At 72.0% G+C, this 16,764-nt stretch carries 12 protein-coding genes and 1 pseudogene; 6 read left to right on the top strand and 7 right to left on the bottom strand.

Going from position 1 to position 16,764, the window contains the following annotated elements; genetic code table 11:
- Positions 1-76: 76 nt before the first annotated feature.
- The 4 genes from AAC944_RS05520 (at position 77) to AAC944_RS05505 (ending at position 4,936) form a co-directional block, all read left to right on the top strand.
- Entirely contained in the window at positions 77-1,522 is a 1,446-nt protein-coding gene (locus AAC944_RS05520) for an MDR family MFS transporter (RefSeq protein WP_368396908.1), read from the top strand.
- Positions 1,523-1,582: 60 nt separating this feature from the next.
- Entirely contained in the window at positions 1,583-2,470 is an 888-nt protein-coding gene (mca, locus tag AAC944_RS05515; RefSeq protein WP_368396907.1) for a mycothiol conjugate amidase Mca, read from the top strand.
- A 75-nt stretch (positions 2,471-2,545) separates the two neighbouring features.
- Positions 2,546-4,150 (top strand): amidase family protein, encoded by a 1,605-nt coding sequence (locus AAC944_RS05510; RefSeq protein ID WP_078888433.1) that lies wholly within the window; start codon positions 2,546-2,548, stop codon positions 4,148-4,150.
- 54 nt (positions 4,151-4,204) lie between these two features.
- Complete coding sequence (locus AAC944_RS05505; protein ID WP_368396905.1) at positions 4,205-4,936, top strand: CPBP family intramembrane glutamic endopeptidase; 732 nt, start codon at positions 4,205-4,207, stop codon at positions 4,934-4,936.
- Between the two features lie 55 nt (positions 4,937-4,991).
- On the opposite strand, the gene AAC944_RS05500 is transcribed toward AAC944_RS05505, so the two are convergent.
- The 5 genes from AAC944_RS05500 to AAC944_RS05480 are packed head-to-tail and all read right to left on the bottom strand — an operon-like array spanning position 4,992 to position 11,792.
- Entirely contained in the window at positions 4,992-6,638 is a 1,647-nt protein-coding gene (locus AAC944_RS05500; protein ID WP_196942873.1) for an alpha/beta hydrolase, read from the bottom strand.
- 56 nt (positions 6,639-6,694) lie between these two features.
- The gene (locus tag AAC944_RS05495) at positions 6,695-7,033 is read right to left on the bottom strand and encodes a PLDc N-terminal domain-containing protein (protein ID WP_051871549.1); all 339 of its coding nucleotides are present in this window, start codon (positions 7,031-7,033) and stop codon (positions 6,695-6,697) included.
- Positions 7,034-7,081: 48 nt separating this feature from the next.
- Positions 7,082-8,569, bottom strand: coding sequence for an alpha-amylase family protein (locus tag AAC944_RS05490; RefSeq protein ID WP_030611307.1), 1,488 nt, complete (start codon positions 8,567-8,569; stop codon positions 7,082-7,084).
- On the bottom strand, positions 8,566-11,283 hold the full coding sequence (locus AAC944_RS05485; RefSeq protein ID WP_037771704.1) for an MGH1-like glycoside hydrolase domain-containing protein: 2,718 nt from the start codon (positions 11,281-11,283) through the stop codon (positions 8,566-8,568). The genes AAC944_RS05490 and AAC944_RS05485 overlap by 4 nt, the downstream gene beginning before the upstream one ends.
- A gap of 23 nt (positions 11,284-11,306) precedes the next feature.
- The gene (locus tag AAC944_RS05480; RefSeq protein WP_030611313.1) at positions 11,307-11,792 is read right to left on the bottom strand and encodes a DUF1269 domain-containing protein; all 486 of its coding nucleotides are present in this window, start codon (positions 11,790-11,792) and stop codon (positions 11,307-11,309) included.
- A gap of 342 nt (positions 11,793-12,134) precedes the next feature.
- On the opposite strand from AAC944_RS05480, the gene AAC944_RS05475 reads away from it, so the two are divergent.
- The gene (locus AAC944_RS05475) at positions 12,135-12,659 is read left to right on the top strand and encodes a SixA phosphatase family protein (RefSeq protein WP_030611317.1); all 525 of its coding nucleotides are present in this window, start codon (positions 12,135-12,137) and stop codon (positions 12,657-12,659) included.
- Positions 12,660-12,677: 18 nt separating this feature from the next.
- Positions 12,678-13,550: pseudogene (locus tag AAC944_RS05470) on the top strand (LLM class flavin-dependent oxidoreductase); the annotation flags it as partial.
- Positions 13,551-13,913: 363 nt separating this feature from the next.
- Here the strand turns inward: AAC944_RS05470 and AAC944_RS05465 are convergent.
- Entirely contained in the window at positions 13,914-15,137 is a 1,224-nt protein-coding gene (locus tag AAC944_RS05465) for a DUF418 domain-containing protein (RefSeq protein ID WP_030611323.1), read from the bottom strand.
- A 213-nt stretch (positions 15,138-15,350) separates the two neighbouring features.
- Entirely contained in the window at positions 15,351-16,619 is a 1,269-nt protein-coding gene (locus AAC944_RS05460) for an MFS transporter (protein ID WP_078888410.1), read from the bottom strand.
- Positions 16,620-16,764 lie beyond the last annotated feature (145 nt).

The following is a 16,764-nucleotide window of genomic DNA, read 5'->3' as shown; positions in this document are numbered from 1 at the left end:
TTTATGTTTGACATAAAACATGGTCCGACCTAAATTCTCTTCCGTTCAGCCCGGCCCGCTCCCGCCTGGAGGTTCCTTGAAGCGCCCGGCCGTCGCCCGTACCGCCGCTCGGCCCGCAGCGCCCGCCGATCCCGCGGACCGTCTCGATCCCGAGCTGCTGCGGATCGGCTGGGTTCTGATCCTCGGCGCCGTACTGGCCCAGCTCGACACCACGATCGTGAACGTCGGCGTCGGCTCCATGGCCGGCGGACTGGGCGCCTCACTCACCGCGATCCAGTGGGTGAGCACCGGTTACCTGCTGGCCGTCGCCCTGGTGGCACCGCTCTCCGGCTGGCTGATCCAGCGCTTCGGAGCCAAGCGGATGTGGCTCGCCTCGGTCGCCGTGTTCGTCGCCGCCTCCGCCCTGGCGGGACTCGCCTGGTCGCCCGGGTCGCTCATCGGCTTCCGAATCCTGCAAGGGCTCGGCGGCGGACTGATGCAGCCCATCGGACAGGCGATCGTCGCCCGCCTCGCGGGCCCCCGGCGGATCGGCAGGCTGGTCGGCGTCCTCACCATGCCGGTCTCCCTCGCGCCGGTCCTCGGCCCGGTGGTCGGCGGCCTGATCGTGCACGGCGCGGGATGGCGCTGGCTGTTCTACGTCAACGTCCCCGTCGGGCTGACCGCCCTGATCCTCGCCGCCCGCATCGTGCCCGGTGACGACGGCGAACGGCAGACCGGGCTGCGGCCCGACGGACTGGGCCTGGCCCTGCTGCCGCCCGGCCTCGCCGCCCTCGTCCACGCCCTCGCCCAGGCCGGCGGCGGCCTCGACCCGCTGCAGACCGGGCTGCTGATCGGCGGCTTCCTGCTGCTGACCGGGTACGTCGTGCACGCACTGCGCACCGACCGCACCCCGCTGATCGACCTCAAGCTGTTCGCCGGGCGGGGCTTCACCCTCGCGAGCGTGAACACCTTCCTGCTCGGGGCCGCGCTCTACAGCTCGATGCTGCTGCTGCCGCTCTACTTCGTCGAGGTGCGCGGCATGAGCGCCCTGGAGGCCGCCCTGATGCTGGCCCCGCAGGCCCTCGGCACCGCCGTCATCACCCCACTCGCCGGCAAGGTCACCGACGCGTACGGCCCCCGCGCCGTCGTCGTCGCCGGCATCCTGCTGACCATCGTCGGCACCGTGCCGTTCGTGCTGACGGACGGTGTGTCAGGAACATTCGTGCTCGTCGGCGCCCTGTTCGTCAGGGGAGTGGGACTCGGCGCGATCACCCCGCCCAACGTCGCCGCCACCTACACCTCCGTACAGCGCAGCCAGGTGCCCGCCGCCACCAGCGCCCGTACCGTCCTCAACCGCATCGGCGGCTCGCTCGGCACCGCCGTGCTCGCCGTCATCCTCCAGGCCTCCCTGTCCGGCGCCGCCGACGGCCCCGCGGGTGTGCGGGACGCCTACGCCCAGACCTTCTGGTGGGCCCTCGCCTTCAGCGCCCTCACCCTCGTCCCCGCCGCGATGTACCCCAAGCACGCACCCGGCAAGGGCTGACCCCCAACGCCCCGCCGCGTCCCCTCGTACCGCCGTACCTCAGTACCCCAGGAGAACCGGATGACCGCCACCGTCCGCCCGCCCCGAACCGGCCTGCGCCTGATGACCGTCCACGCCCACCCCGACGACGAGTCCAGCAAGGGCGCCGCGACCCTCGTCAAGTACGCCCGCGAAGGTGCCCAGATCCTCGTGTGCACCATGACCGGCGGCGAGCGCGGCGACGTCCTCAACCCCCGGCTCGACCGCCCCGAGGTCCGCGCCGAACTCCCCGAACGCCGCCGCAGGGAAATGGCGCGCGCCCGCGAGATCCTCGGCGTCGACCAGCAGTTCCTCGGCTTCGTCGACTCGGGGACGGCCCAGGACGGCGAGGAACTGCCCGACGGGTGCTTCGCCCGCCGGCCGCTGGAGGTCGCCGCGCGCCCCCTGGTGGCGGCCGTACGCGCCTTCCGCCCGCACGTCGTGGTCACCTACGACGAGAACGGCGGCTACCCGCACCCCGACCACATCAAGACCCACCAGGTCACCGTCGAGGCCTTCGAGGCCGCCGCCGACCCGGAGCGCTACCCCGGCACCGGCGACCCGTGGCAGCCGCTGAAGCTGTACTACACCTGCGCCTTCAACAAGGAGTACTTCGAGGCCATCGACGCCGCCATGACCGGCGCCGGACTCGACTCCCCGGCCCGCGCCCTCCTCGACGACTGGCCGGACGCCTGGCCCACCTGGGAGATGACCACCCGCGTCGAGTGTGCCGAGTACTTCCCCGTCCGGCGCGCGGCCCTGCTCGCACACGAGTCCCAGGTCGACCCCGACGGCCCCGAACTCGCCTGCCCGATGGACCTGGAGGCCGCCGCCTGGCCCACCGAGGACTACCACCTGGTCTCCTCGCACGTACCCACCGAACTGCCCGAGGACGACCTGTTCCAGGGCGTCTCCGCCGACCCCCGCTGAGTTCGGAGGCCGAACAGCGCCTGGGCACTCTTGCCGCCGACAGTCATCGTGTAGTCCGCTGACCCCATGAGGAACCTGAGGCACAGGAGTATTGCCGCTCTGGTCGCCGCCCTGGTCGCGGGGACACTGTCCGCAGGCGCGCCGAGTCCGCGGGCGCAGGCCGCTGACGCCGGTCACGGTGGTGCGCCACCGGCCGGTTCGGCGCCGGGGCCGGGGATCGACCTCGACACGGTGACCATTCCGGAACTGCAGGCACGCATGGCAGGCGGTTCGCTGACCTCGTCGGCGCTGACGGCCGCGTATCTGTGGCGGATCAGGACCGTCGACCCCAAGGTCGATGCGGTGCTGCGTACCGACCCGACGGCGCTGCGCCAGGCGGCCGCCAGCGACGCCAGGCACCGGCGGGGTGCGACCCGTGGCCCGCTCGACGGCATCCCCGTGCTGCTCAAGGACAACGTGAACACCCGCGACATGCCGACGACGGCCGGATCGCAGGCGCTGGCCGGCAGCCCGCCCGGCACCGACGCGGCGCTGGTGACCCGGCTGCGGAAAGCGGGCGCGGTGATCCTCGGCAAGACCAATCTCTCCGAGTGGGCGAACTTCCGTGCCGCGAAACCGACTTCGGGCTGGTCGGCGGTGGGCGGGCAGACCAACAACCCGTACGTACTGGACCGCAACCCGTGCGGGTCCTCCTCCGGTTCGGGCGCCGCGCTCGCCGCCTCGCTGGCGCAGGTGGCGATCGGTACCGAGACGGACGGCTCCATCGTGTGCCCCGCCGGGATGAACGGGGTGGTCGGGCACAAGCCCAGCCTCGGCCTCGTCAGCCAGGACGGCGTGGTGCCGATCTCGGCGGAGCAGGACACCGCCGGCCCCATGGCGCGCAACGTCACCGACGCCGCGCTCACCTTCTCGGTGCTCAGCGGTGGTGACACCGCCCGCTCCGCCGTCGCCGCCGACCTCCAGGAGGACTCGGCCCGCCCCGGTGCTCTGCGGGGTAAACGGATCGGTCTGTGGCGGCTGCCCTCGCTCGGGCCGGAGGTGGACGCCTTGATGTCCCGCACCGCGAAGAAGCTGCGCACGGCGGGGGCCGAGGTCGTCGAGGTGACGCCGCCGTACCAGAAGCGGCTCGCCGCACTCGAATTCCCGGCGCTGCTCAGCGAATTCCACCGGGACATCGACGCCTACCTCGCCACCCGCGACGGCCCCCGGAACCTCGCCGGGCTCATCGAGTTCCACCGCACCCACCCGGCGGAGCGGACCTGCTTCGCCGGCCAGGAACTGTTCGAGCAGGCGCTGACCTCGCCGCCCACCACCGACCCCGAGTACCGGGCCATGCGCGCCGAGCTGAAGGACCTCTCCCGGCGCTCCCTCGACGAGACCATGGCCGCCCACCGGCTGGACGCCATCGCCGCACCGACGAACCCGCCCGCCTGGACGACCGACTGCGCACGGGGCGACAACGACGTGATCCCGTCCTCCACCCCCGCGGCCGTCGCCGGGTACCCGTCGTTGTCGGTACCGGCCGGATTCGTGGGCGAACTCCCGGTCGGCCTGCTCCTGATGACGGGTGACCACCGGGACGCCGAACTGCTGTCGCTCGGTGCCGCGGTGGAACACCGGCTGGCCGCCTGGCGGGCCCCGCGCTACCTGCCCTCGGTGGGCTCCGGCCCCACCGGGTGAGCGGGCCGGGGACGGTCTCCCGGAAAACGGCTGCCGCGGGGCGACAATCGTCCTGTGGACTCAGCCGGCTCCGCGCAGCCGGAGGGCCGGTGTGCCGTGCGTACGGGCGTGGCGGCAGGCGTCACCGTCGCCGTGCTGGCCGTCGTCAATGCGGTGAACAACCGGTGGGCGCCGTCGTTCGGGTTGCTGACCGCCGTGGCGGTCAGCGCCCTGCTGCTGGGTGTGCTGTTCGCCGCCGGGGGCACCTGGGCGGACGCGGGCCTGGACCCTGCCGCACTCGGGCGGGGTGCGCGGTGGGCGGTGGTCCTGATCGGGCTGGTCGCTGCGGTCTGTGCGGTGGGGGCACTGCTGCCGGTGGCGCACGGCCTGTTCGCGGACGAGCGGTACAGCAGGCTGACCGGTGGGCAGGTGGCGTGGCGGGTACTGGTCACGGTGCCCGTCGGCACGGTGCTGCTGGAGGAGGTCGCCTTCCGGGGCGTCCTGTACGGCTCGGTCTGCCGCGCGCGTGGCGCGGTCCGGGCGACCGCCGTGTCGAGCTCGCTGTTCGGGCTGTGGCACATCCTGCCGTCGCTGCACCTGGCGACCGACAAGCCCGTACTGACACCGGTGTTCGGCGATTCGGCTCTCGGTGCAGCGCTGGCCGTGGCGGGCACGGTGCTGTTCACGGGGGCGGCGGGCGTCCTGCTGTGCGAGCTGCGGCGCCGCAGCGGCAGCCTGCTGGCGCCCATGGGGCTGCACTGGGCGGTCAACGCGCTGGGCTACCTGACCGGCTACCTGCTGCGGTGACCCGGGCCCGGCATGCCCTCGCCGCCGGCAGGCGCTCACTCACTCACTCCACCGCTCACTCCACCGCCGCGATGACCTTCTTCAGCTCTCGCACGTCCTCGGCGGTGATGCCCGCCGGCCGCATGACGGTGTGCCAGCCGTCGACGTATTCGGTCGTGTACGTGTGCCCGTGGCCGGCCGGCACGTCGGTGGAGAACGGCAGATCGGCGGTGACCTGCCAGAACGTCACGAAGGGAATCCAGACCATGTCCGGCAGGACGTCGTCCCCGGCCGACCGGCCGATCCAGTCCGGTTTGTCGAGGACGAGATGCGGGGTCCACCGGACGATCGGATCGGACGGGTGCATCAGATAGAGGACGCGGCTGCCTTCCCAGGGCCGGTCCGCCGGCGGGATCGCCGCGGCCGGGTCGTTCGTGAAGCGGACGGTCCGCCCGTCCTTGTAGACCGGCTGCTCCTCCGGACTGCCGGCGTCACGGTGGTCGCTGAACTCCCGGAACAGCGTGTTGAAGTGGGGAGGCCCGGTGAACATCGTGCCCGACGTGCGGTTCCGCAGGTCGTACTCCCCGCTGAAGGCGGTCTCCCCGCCGAACGAGCCCAGGCTCTCCCCGGCGACGAACAGCCGGGGGCGCGAGTCAGCGGGCAGCTTCGACCAGTCGTCGTACACGGCGTCGAAGAGGGCGCGGCCCGCCTCGCGGGCCTTGCTCTGGTCGACCAGGTAGGAGATCCAGGACGGGAGGTAGGAGTACTGGATCGCCACGGTTGCCGAGTCGCCGCCGCTGAGGTACTCGAAGGAGTCCACCGCGGCGGGATCGACCCAGCCGCTCCCCGTCGTCGTCACCACGAGCAGGTTCTTGCGCGCGAAGCCGCCCTGGCGGCTCAGTTCCGCCACCGCCCGGGCGGCGCGGGCCTCCGTGTCGTCGGCCGACGCCAGTCCGGCGTACGAGCGCACCGGCACCGGCGCCGGACGGCCGGTGAACTCCCCGATGGCGTCCGCCGACGGCCCGGTGCCGACGAATCCGCGTCCCTGCCGCCCCAGCGAGTCCCATGCCGTGAGCGAGCCCGGACCGCCCGAGCGCAGGCTCGTCGTGGGCCGCTGCGCCCCCTCCGGGGTGGTCGTGTCGCGGGCCGAGAACGCCTTGTCGGCCACGCTGACGAACCCGTCGAGCAGCAGGCCGGTGAGGAGCAGCCAGGCGAGACCGGCAACGACGGTCCAGCCGACCGCGGTCGCCGCGCGCGGCCCGATCCAGCGCCTGAGCAGGCCCACCAGCAAGCGGTACAGGCCGCGCAGGCCGCGCCCGGCCGGCAGGACGATGCAGAAGACCAGGACCGCGACGAGGGGGGAGAGCACGACGAGCGGGATGTTGTGTTCCGTGACGCCCATCAGCCGGCGGAGCTCGTGCTGCCAGTACTGCCCGAAACCGAAGAACAGGCCGAACAGGACGGCCGCGCTGATCCCCAGGACGAGCCAGGACCGGGGCCGCGGAGGCCGCGGCCCGCGATCGGCGAAGGCACGCCACACGTACGCGGCGAGTACCCCGAGCCCGTAGCCGATGGCCGCGGTGATGCCGCAGACGATGCCTTGCAGGATGCCGCCGCGCGGCAGCAGCGAGGGTGTGAAGGAGAGGCAGGCCAGGACGAGCGCGCCCCAGCAGCCGGGAAGTGTGAGATACAGCAGCTTCCGTTGTTTCCCGGATCCCACCACCCTGGCCGCCTCTCACTCACCGGGAGGTCCCGCCCGGGGGACCTCCGAGGGACTCGCTACATCGTCGGCCTGGTGGTGCGGGCCGGATCGCTCGCCGCGGTCCTGCGGATGTAGTCGTCGAACGCCTCCCGCTGGGCCTCCGCCTGGGCCACTTTGCGACGGCCCATGCCCCGGCCCCGGACGCCGACGTAGACCAGGACGCCGAGGAACGGCAGCACGAGGACGAAGATGATCCAGCCTGTCTTCGCCCATCCGTTCAGGCCGTCGTCCCGGAAGACGTCCGCGAGGACGTGGAACAGCAGCATGAACCACATCACCCACAGGAAGAGCAGGAACGTGGTCCAGAAAACTCCCAGGATCGGATAGTCGTAGGCGAGGGTCACGGAACCGTTCATGGTCTTCTTCCTCCGTTCGCCGTCCAGGCGTACGAACCGGGCCGTGCGTCACCGTTCCGCTGCCGGTTCGAGTGCGAAGACGTGGGTGTGCCAGGCGGGCAGGTCGACGAAGAGGCCGGGACCGGTCAGTTCGCTGCCGGGACGTTCGTACCGGGTGCCGTCCAGCAGGTCCGTCAGCCGGCAGGTGGTCCTGCCGAGGTCGGGCCACGGCAGGCGGATCCTGGCCTGGGAGCCGTGTGCGGAGAGGTTGACGACGATGAGGAACGTGCCCGCCGTGCCCCGCCAGCCCCAGGCGAGCAGGTCGTGGTGGGTCGGGTTGTCGGGCCAGCCCTCGGAGCGCAGCAGTTCCCAGTGCCCCGTGCGCATGCCGCTGCGGTGCACGGCGGCCAGCAGCCGCTCGTGGAAGGCCCGCAGCCCGGCGTCGGGCGGTTCGTGGGGGCGCCGGGTGAGGAAGACGGGCAGGCGCGTCCGGCGCCCGGTGAACTGGCCTTCGTGCCACAGCGTCGCGCCGGGCAGTGTGGCGATGGCGACGGCTGCCGCACGTTCCTCGGCGGCGTCCAGCACCGAAGCGGCCCGTGGCTCGTCGTGGTTCTCCAGGAACCGTACGAGGCGCCGCTGGTAGCTCACGTCCGCCTGGAGGTGCCGGAACACCGAGACCGCCCGCTCGTGCAGCAGCCGGTCGTACAGCCGCTTGTCGTAGCAGTGGTCGAAGCCCTGCTGCTGCAGGTCCCATTCGAGGTCCCAGTACGCCTCCGCGATGAAGGTCATGTCCGGCCGCTGCCGCCGGACCGAGGTCAGGACCGCGGGCCAGAACTCGGTGTCCGGCGGCGGACCGGCGCGGTGCCCCCAGGTCCGCGCGAAGACGTCGTTCATCATCAGCATCGCCATGTCGCAGCGCACCCCGTCGCACATCCCGCCGATGCGCGTCAGCGTGTCGGCCGTGGCCTCCCGCGTGCCGGGCCGGAAGGCGTTCAGCTGCACCACGTCCGGCCAGGGCGGGAAGAAGGGGTCGCGGCCACGGGCGAAGACATGGCCGCCCGACGCGAGGTAGGCCGCCGGGTCGCGGCGCAGGTCGTCGGCGGTGCCGCGGACGAAGTACTCGGGATGCTCGCTCAGCAGCGGACTGTCCGGCGCGACGTGGTTGGGCACGTAGTCCAGCAGCAGGCCGATGCCGCGGCCGGCGAGCTCGGTACGGGCCGAAGCGAGCCCGGCGGGACCGCCCAGCGCCGCGTCGACGGTGTAGCGGCGTACGCAGTACGGGGAGCCGGCGATGTCGTCGTCCCGGACGTCCGGCAGTGCCTCGGCGAAGGAACGGCGCAGCGCGGGGTCGCGCAGCGCGATGTCGCGGCCCACGTCGCTGCGTTCCCACACCCCCATGAGCCAGACGGCATCGATGCCGTGCGGGGTGATCCGGTCCCAGGCGTCCTTCGGGACGCCGTCGAGACCCACCGCGCGCCCGACACGCTGCTGCACCTCGCGCAGCCACACGTGGGTGTTGATCTCATGGATGACGGGTTGTGCCGGAAGCCGGCTCATCGCGTTCCCTCCCCTCCTGGCCCGGACGTCTCCCGCGCCGCGGGCCCGGCGCGGAACTGCTCGGGCGTGAGGGTGCCGAAGAGCATCATCAGCGGGGCCACCAGGCCCGTCCAGCCGGTCTGGTGCGCCGCGCCGATGCCCGCGCCGTTGTCACCGTGGAAGTACTCGTGGAAGGAGAGCAGATCGCGCCAGTGCGGGTCGTCCTGGAACTTCCGCTGGCCGCCGTACACGGGCCGGCGCCCGCTCCCGTCACGCAGGAAGAGGCGGCTGAGACGGGTGGAGAGCTCGCTCGCGACCTGGTACAGGTTCATCCGGACGCCGGAGCCGGTGGGGCACTCCACGGTGAGGTCGTCACCGTGGAACGCGTAGAGGTTGAGCAGCCCGCGGATGATGAGGGCGTTGGTGGGGAACCACACCGGCCCGCGCCAGTTGGAGTTGCCGCCGAACATCCCGGAGTCGGACTCGGCGGGCAGGTAGCCGACACGGTGCTCGGTGCCGTCGGCCCGGAAGGTGTACGGGTGGCCGGCGTGGTACCGCGAGAGCGCCCTGATGCCGTACGGGCTGAGGAACTCGTCCTCGGACAGCAGCCGTGCCAGGACGCGGACCAGCCGCTTCTCGTCGACGACGGACAGCAGCCGCGGGCCGCCCTCGGCCCCCGCCAGCGCCTCGGCGAGGCCGGGCGCCAGGGAGGGGTGGCGGTCGACGAAGCGGCGCAACCGGTCGCCCAGGCCGTGCACACCGGCCAGCTGACCGGGCCGCAGCACGGTCGCCGCGCAGAGCGGCAGCAGCCCCACCGTCGAGCGGACCTTCAGACGCGTCGCCCGCCCGTCCGGCAGCCGGAGCACGTCGTAGAAGAAGCCGTCCTCCTCGTCCCACAGTCCGTCCCCGCCGGTGTGGTCCATGGCGGCCGCGATCCACAGGAAGTGTTCCGCGAACTTGAGCACGTGGTCCTCGTAACCGGTGGGGTCGTGCCGGACGAGTTCCAGCGCGATCTGCAGCATGGTCTGGCAGTACAGCGCCATCCACGCGGTCCCGTCGGCCTGCTCCAGGTGGCCGCCGGTGGGCAGCTGCGCGCTGCGGTCGAACACACCGATGTTGTCCAGGCCGAGGAAGCCGCCCTGGAAGAGGTTGCGGCCGCTGGGGTCCTTACGGTTGACCCACCAGGTGAAGTTGGTCAGCAGCTTCTGGAAGACACGGTCCAGGAAGGCCCGGTCGGCGTTGCCCGTGCGCAGCTCTTCCAGCGTGTAGATGAAGTACGCCGCCCAGGCGTGGACGGGCGGATTGACGTCACCGAAGTTCCACTCGTACGCGGGAATCTGGCCGTTGGGGTGCAAGTAGGTGTCCCGCAGCAGCAGTTCCAGCTGCTCCTTGGCGAAGGCCAGGTCGACCACCGACAGCGCGACGGTGTGGAAGGCCAGGTCCCACGCGGCGAACCAGGGGTACTCCCACGTGTCCGGCATGGAGACGATGTCGTCGCACGCCATGTGGAACCACGCGCCGTTGCGTACCGCCCGGCCCGGCGCCGTCCAGGGGTCGAGGCCGTGCTCGGCCAGCCAGTTCTCCACGTCGAAGGAGTAGTACTGCTTCGACCACAGCATCCCGGCCAGTGCCTGGCGCAGCACCCGCGCCTCGTCCTCGCTCGCGCCGTCCGGCGTCAGTTCGCGGTAGAAGGCGTCGGCCTCGGCCTGCCGGTCGCGGAACACGGTGTCGAAGTCGCGGGCCAGGGGCATCGAGGAGCCGGCCGGGGCGAGGCGGAGCCGGACGGATCCGGCGCCGCCGGCCGGGACCGTCAGTGTGTAGTGTGCGGCGGCCTTGGTGCCCTCCTGCGCGGGATTGACCGCGGCCTTCTCGCCGTCGACCACACAGCGGCCGATGCCGTCCTTCACGTACGGCGAGGCGTTGGGCGTACCGGACAGCCGCTCGGTGTTGGTGTCGTTCTCGGTGAACAGCAGGGGCACCCGCCCACCGCACCGCAGGTCGTAACTGCCCAGCGTCGGGTGGTCGGCCCGGAGCGCGGTGGTGCCCGCCGGACCGCGGATCGAGTAGAGCCGTGGTGCGGCGGCGCGTCCGCCGTCCTCCCAGGACCAGGTGTTGCGGAACCACAGGGTCGGCAGGAGGTGCAGGGTGGCCTCGTCGGGGCCGCGGTTCTCGGCGGTGATCCGGATCAGTACGTCCTCGGGTGACGCCTTGGCGTACTCGACGGTGACGTCGAAGTAGCGGTCGTCGTCGAACACCCCGGTGTCCAGCAGCTCGTACTCGAATTCGTGCCGGCCGCGGTTCCGGTTGGTGGTCACCAGGTCGTTGTACGGGAACGCGGCCTGCGGGTACTTGTACAGGTACTTCAGGTACGAGTGGCTGGGCGTGCTGTCGAGGTAGAAGTAGTACTCCTTGACGTCCTCGCCGTGGTTGCCCTCGCCGTTCGTCAGTCCGAAGGCCCGCTCCTTGAGGATCGGATCGCGTCCGTTCCACAACGCGAGCGCGAAACACAGCCGCTGCTTCTCGTCGCAGATGCCGCCCAGGCCGTCCTCCCCCCACCGGTAGGCGCGGGAGCGCGCGTGGTCGTGGGGGAAGGCGGACCAGGCGTCACCGCCGGGGCTGTAGTCCTCGCGGACGGTGCCCCACTGCCGTTCGCCGAGGTAGGGGCCCCACAGCTTCTCCCGGCCGCGTGCGTCACCGGCCGGACCGGCACGCCCGGCCTTCGTCGAAGTGGTCATCAGTACGCTCCGGACCGGCGTGGCTACTTCCCGTGGAGGGCGGCGATGAGTTCTTCCTCACGCTCCTTGCTGAGTGAGGTGTGCAGGACCGTGGGGTGGAAGGGCCGCAGTGCCTCCCGCACCCGGTCCGGAGTGGACCGCCGTACGAGCGCGAAGACCGCGGCGCGGCCGGGCTCCAGCGCTCCCGCCGTCTCCTTGACGAAGGCGTCGTTCAGGCCGACGTCCCTGAGTTTGCCCGCGACGGCACCGGTCGCGGCGCCCGCCGCCGCGCCGAACACCGGCATCAGGAAGAGCATGCCGAACAGCGTGCCCCACAAGGCGCCCATGGCCGCGCCGGTCGCGGTGGTGTTGTGGGTCTGCTGGACGTGCACCTTGCCGTCCTGGCTGCACCAGGCCAGCGCCGCGTCCTCCAGGTCCAGAAGCTCTTCACGGGAGAGCTGGGTGCTGAGCCGCATGACGGCTTCGGCCTGCTCCTTGTCGGAGAAGCCGAGCACGACGAGTTCGGTCATCGGAACCTCCCGGTGCATTGCCGTCCCCCGCGGGACTGACTCCATTCCGCAGCCACTCCCGCCGGACCGCATCACCCGAAGAGGGTGACTCGGGAGTCCGGGCGGTGGGCAGGGCGAGCGGAGGGGCGGGACAAGCGGCCGGCAGGCCGTACGGTCGCCCGCTTCCGGAGGAGTGCGGATATGTTGCGGCAGGAGCCGGCTCGCTGGTGTCCGCCTCATGTTGCGCACTTCCGACACGCGTTCGGACCCGCCGCCGCATGACCCGCCCCTCCTCCCGCAGCGGCCGTCCTGCAGGCCCTGCGCCACCGCAGCCGCCGGGCGTCCGGCACCGCGGGGCCCGGCATGACGACGACGGCCCTACGACGTCTGCTCCTGCTGCGGCACGCCGAAGCGGCCCGTCCTCCTGGTACGCCGGACCACGAACGGCCGCTCTCCCCGCGCGGCCGGCGTGACGCGACGGCCGCCGGCCGGCTGCTGACCGAGGCGGACCGGCTGCCCGGCCTCGTGTGGCGTTCCACGTCCCGCCGCACCCGGGAGACCTGGGAACTGGCGGCGGCGGGTCCGGGGAGCCTGTGCTCGGTGCGGTACGAACCGCGTCTCCACCGTCCGCCGCTCCCGGACCTGCTGGCGATGGTGCGGGAAGCACCCGCGCACATCGGGACGCTGCTGCTGGTCGGGCACAACCCGAGTCCGCGGGACGCGATCCTGGCGACGGCCGGGGACGGTGTCGGCAGCGAACTCCGGACGGTGCAGGACAAGTTCCCCACTGCCGCGATCGCCCTGCTGACCTGGGGCGGCAGGTGGCAGGAAATCGACTCGGGCACCACCCTCCTGACGGGAACGGCGGTGGCCCGCGGGCCCCGCTGAGACGTGTCGTGAGCGGTGATGTGTGGTGTGTTGTCCCTGCGGTCCCTGTCATCCATGCTGTCCTCGGAGAAAGGGGTTCTGATGACTGCGGAGACCGCACCGCCGGCCCGTGGGCGGGTGGGAGTCATGCTTCCTCGCGACCTGCCCGTCACCGAGGTCCTGCCGTTCGCGCGCCGGGCGGAGGAGCTCGGCTTCGGCGAGTTGTGGGTGGTGGAGGACCTCGGCTTCCGTGGCGGCATCGCCCAGGCGGGCGCGTTGCTGGCCGCCACGGACCGCATCACCGTCGGCATCGGCATCATGCCCGCCGGCGCCCGCAACGCGGCGTTCGCGGCGATGGAACTGGCCACCCTTGCCCAGCTGTTTCCTGGCCGGCTGATCGCGGGCATCGGACACGGAATGCCGGAGTGGATGCGTCAGGTCGGCGCCTGGCCGGCCAGCCCGCTCACCCTCATCCAGGAGTACGCCACCGCGGTGCGTACGCTGCTGCGCGGCGAGCCGGGCCCCGTGAACGGCCGGTACGTGCGGACCGAAGGCGTCGTCATCGGCGAGCGCCCCGACGTGGTCCCGCCCGTCGTACTCGGCGTGCGGGGGCCCAGATCCCTCGCTGTCGCGGGGCAGGCCGCTGACGGAGTACTGCTGGCCGAGCCTGCGCCGCCCGCGTACCTCACCACTGCCCTCGGCCACCTGGGCCCGGACACCACAGGTGCCGGCGGGCGCGAGGTGATCAGCTACGACGTCGCCGTGGTCGACGACGACGCGGATGCCGCCGTGGAACGTGCGCGGGCGGGCCTGACGGCGGTCGGGGAGCCTGACTGGGCACCCCACATCGGCGCGATGCCGTTCGCCGACGACCTCGCGCGCCACCGCAAGGAGTGCGCGGGGCCGGAGGAGTTCGCCGCGACCATGCCGAAGGAGTGGGTGGCCGAACTGGCCCTCGCCGGCACCCCCCGAGCAGGTACGCACGGCCGTCGCAGCCCGGTACCGGGCAGGATCGACCAGCGTCGTCCTCAGCCCCGTCGACCCGGACAGGACGGCCGCCCTCACCCAACTCGCCTGCGTCCTCGACGACCACGGCTGAGCCAGGCCCGGGCGCCCGCACGCCTGCCCGGTCGGACACCCGGAGGCGAACACGAGAAGGGGGAGCAGGTCCGGCCCTACGGGGGAGCCCGGCCGGGCCTGCTCCCTGTCCTGACGTGCCGTCAACCGAGGGCGCGGCCGACGGCGCACCGCCATCCGGAAGGACCTCGGTGCCGCTCACCGGATGAGGCGCGCGGGTCCGGCGGCGGTGTGCAGGAGGTACTCCAGCGGCCCGCGTCGGAACAGCCGGGTCCACACGACCGCCAGCAGCATCGTGACCGCGAAGAACAGGAAGAGTTCCGTCCAGGAGCCCGGCAGGTCCTCCCGCCACACGGCCCGGATGACCAGGATGTGCAGCACGTACGCGGACAGGGACACCATGCCGACCGCGGTGACCGGTGTGGCCAGGCGGCGGACCCGCGGCAGCCGGTCGACGGCGAAGAGACAGCCGGCCAGCACGGCGAGGGCGACGCCGGTCGCACCGACGATCGACGGAGTGGTCTGGCTGTGCGGCGCGGCGACCAGCAGCCACTCGCGGAAGTTGTCGGTGGGTTCACCGACCGACTCCGACCACCAGGCCGAGGACGGGGAGTCGCCGTCCGTGTTCGCGGCGACCGCTGCATGCACGCCGGGAACCAGGTGCAGGGCCAGCCAGGAGAACCCGTGACCGAGCACGGCCAGGGCGACACCGGTCAGGGCCAGCCGTGCGCGCACCGCGGTGTCGGAGAGATCGAGCCGGGCCACCGCCATTCCCGCCAGCAGGAACGGTATCCAGGTCAGGACGGGATACGGGCCGGTGAACAGCAGGTCCAGGACGCCGTCCGAATCGGTGATCCGGGCCAGCGGATCGGCGGCGATCACGGTGTCGGACCAGCTGCCGCCGTCGATGGCGAGCTTGACCAGGTACAGGACCTGGGGCAGCACCAGGGCGCCGGCGGCGGCCGCGACCGCCAGGGACGCGGCACGCAGCCGGTACAGCGGCAGGACGAAGACGAAGAGCAGCGCGTAGTAGGCGAGGATCACATCGACCTGGGTGCCGAGCGCGACCAGGGCCGTACCGCACACGAAGAGCACGGCGGCCCGGATCAGGACTCTGCCCACAGCCTGTCGTCCCGCGCGTCCCGTGCGGGGTTCCGAGCGGCCGGTCATGAGGACCAGTGTGAATCCGGCGAGCAGGGCGAAGAGCGCCGACGAACGGCCGTAAGCGGCCTCCACCAACGGCGCCGGCGGTCCGGCGGCGGATGGTTCGGGGCCGGCGTGGACGGTGAACATGCCCAGCACCGCGAGGCCGCGGGCCAGGTCGACACCGACCAGCCTGCGGGTGGCCGGTGCTGCGGCTCGTGGGGACGGTTGGGCCGGCGCGGTGACGGTGCCACCGGCCGGCGAGGTTTTGTACGCCATTGTTCCAACGTGGCCGTGTCAGTTGAAACAGGAAATGCTCCACCGGTCTTCGGCTGGATGCGGCACACCTCGGCACTGTTGCGGTGCCCGGAGAGGCGAGTGGTATCGGGTGGGGTCTCCCTGAGCCCGCACGTTCCCGTCCTGTGCGCCGGCGGAGAAGCGAACCGGCCAGGGAGCTGCTCGGAAGGGACGTGTCAGGGGCTTGTCGAACCGTCAACGGCCTGTGGCGAGTTCCGGGCCCTTGGCAGGTGTGGTGGAGGCTGCCGACGGCGCATCCGGATCGCGCGCGGGCCACAGCCGTAGTGCCAGGAGCCCGGCCGCCGTTGCCGTCGCGCCGAGCGCGAGGACGGCCGACTGCAGTCCGGCCGCCGCGCCGAGCCATCCGGCGAGCGGATACGTCAGCAACCAGCAGGCGTGGGAGAGGGAGAACTGCGCCGCGAACGCCGACGCACGTCCTGTCGCCGGTACCGAGCGGCGGATCAGCCGGCCGGTGGGCGTGAGTACCATCGAGCAGGCGGCGCCGAACGCGGCCCAGACGGCGAGGAGGGCGGACCACCGCCAGCTACCGGTCCCGGCCGCGGTGACGCCACCGAGACCGGTGAAGACGACGGTGAGCAGCAGGGCGCCGCTCAGCATCACCGTGCGGTCGGACACGCGGTCGAGTACGCGGGGGAGCAGCAGCGCAACGATCATGGAGCCCGCGCCGTACGCGCCGAGCGCGACCGGCACATCACCGGCGGAGCGGCCGAGGTGGTCGCGGGCGTGGACGACGGTGTTGACGGTGACGACCGCGCTCGCGGCGGCGACGGCCAGGTTCAGGGCGAGCAGTGCGCGGAGTCGTGGGGTGGTGAAGAAGAGCCGGGCGCCCGCTGTGGCGTTGCCGCGGGTGCTGCCGGTGTGCGCGGCGGCGGCCGGTTCGGGCAGTACGGCGGAGAGCACCAGGGCGGCCGAGGCGAGGAAGCCGACGGCGGTGCCGGTGAACAGCCAGTTATAGGTGATCAGGGAGAGCAGTGCGGCCGCGAGCGCCGGGCTGAACAGGCTCTCCAGGTCGTAGGCGAGCCGGGAGAGGGAGAGGGCACGGGTGTAGTCGCGTTCCGCCGGGAGGACGTCGGGGATGACGGCCTGGAAGGTGGGGGTGAAGGCGGCGGAGGCGGCCTGCAGCACGAACACCAGGACATAGACCTGCCAGACCTGGTCGACGAACGGCAGCGTGAGCGCGGCGGCGCAGCGGATCAGGTCGCTGCCGGCCAGGAGGGCGCGGCGCGGCAATCGGCCGGCGACGGCACCGAAGGCCGGGGCGAGCGCCACGTACGCGACCATCTTGATCGCCAGAGCGGTGCCGAGCACCGAACCGGCGGCCGCGCCCGCGATGTCGTAGGCGAGGAGACCCAGCGCCACGGTGGCCAGCCCGGTACCGACGAGGGCGATGACCTGTGCTGCGAAAAGGTGCCGATACGTGCGGTCGCGCAGTACGGAGAGCATGCGGCTGTCCCTCGGCTTGGCGGCTCGGCCCGGAACGGTCGAGGCCGGCGCTCTCCACTATACGAATGTGTGCGCAGCTGCGCACGTATGGAATGCGATGTCTTGGTGGCATGGCCGGAAGGGTTCGTCCCCGGTGGCGCGCCGT

Source organism: Streptomyces sclerotialus (genome assembly GCF_040907265.1).
Taxonomy (GTDB): Bacteria; Actinomycetota; Actinomycetes; order Streptomycetales; family Streptomycetaceae; genus Streptomyces; species Streptomyces sclerotialus.
This window is presented reverse-complemented; position numbering and strand designations above follow the sequence as displayed.

Coding starts and splice junctions, on each gene's coding strand:
- mca (WP_368396907.1), top strand. CDS start 1,583: ATGACCGCCACCGTCCGCCCGCCCCGAACCGGCCTGCGCCTGATGACC.
- AAC944_RS05495 (WP_051871549.1), bottom strand. CDS start 7,033: ATGAACGGTTCCGTGACCCTCGCCTACGACTATCCGATCCTGGGAGTT.
- AAC944_RS05490 (WP_030611307.1), bottom strand. CDS start 8,569: ATGAGCCGGCTTCCGGCACAACCCGTCATCCATGAGATCAACACCCAC.
- AAC944_RS05485 (WP_037771704.1), bottom strand. CDS start 11,283: ATGACCACTTCGACGAAGGCCGGGCGTGCCGGTCCGGCCGGTGACGCA.
- AAC944_RS05480 (WP_030611313.1), bottom strand. CDS start 11,792: ATGACCGAACTCGTCGTGCTCGGCTTCTCCGACAAGGAGCAGGCCGAA.
- AAC944_RS05475 (WP_030611317.1), top strand. CDS start 12,135: ATGACGACGACGGCCCTACGACGTCTGCTCCTGCTGCGGCACGCCGAA.
- AAC944_RS05465 (WP_030611323.1), bottom strand. CDS start 15,137: ATGGCGTACAAAACCTCGCCGGCCGGTGGCACCGTCACCGCGCCGGCC.
- AAC944_RS05460 (WP_078888410.1), bottom strand. CDS start 16,619: ATGCTCTCCGTACTGCGCGACCGCACGTATCGGCACCTTTTCGCAGCA.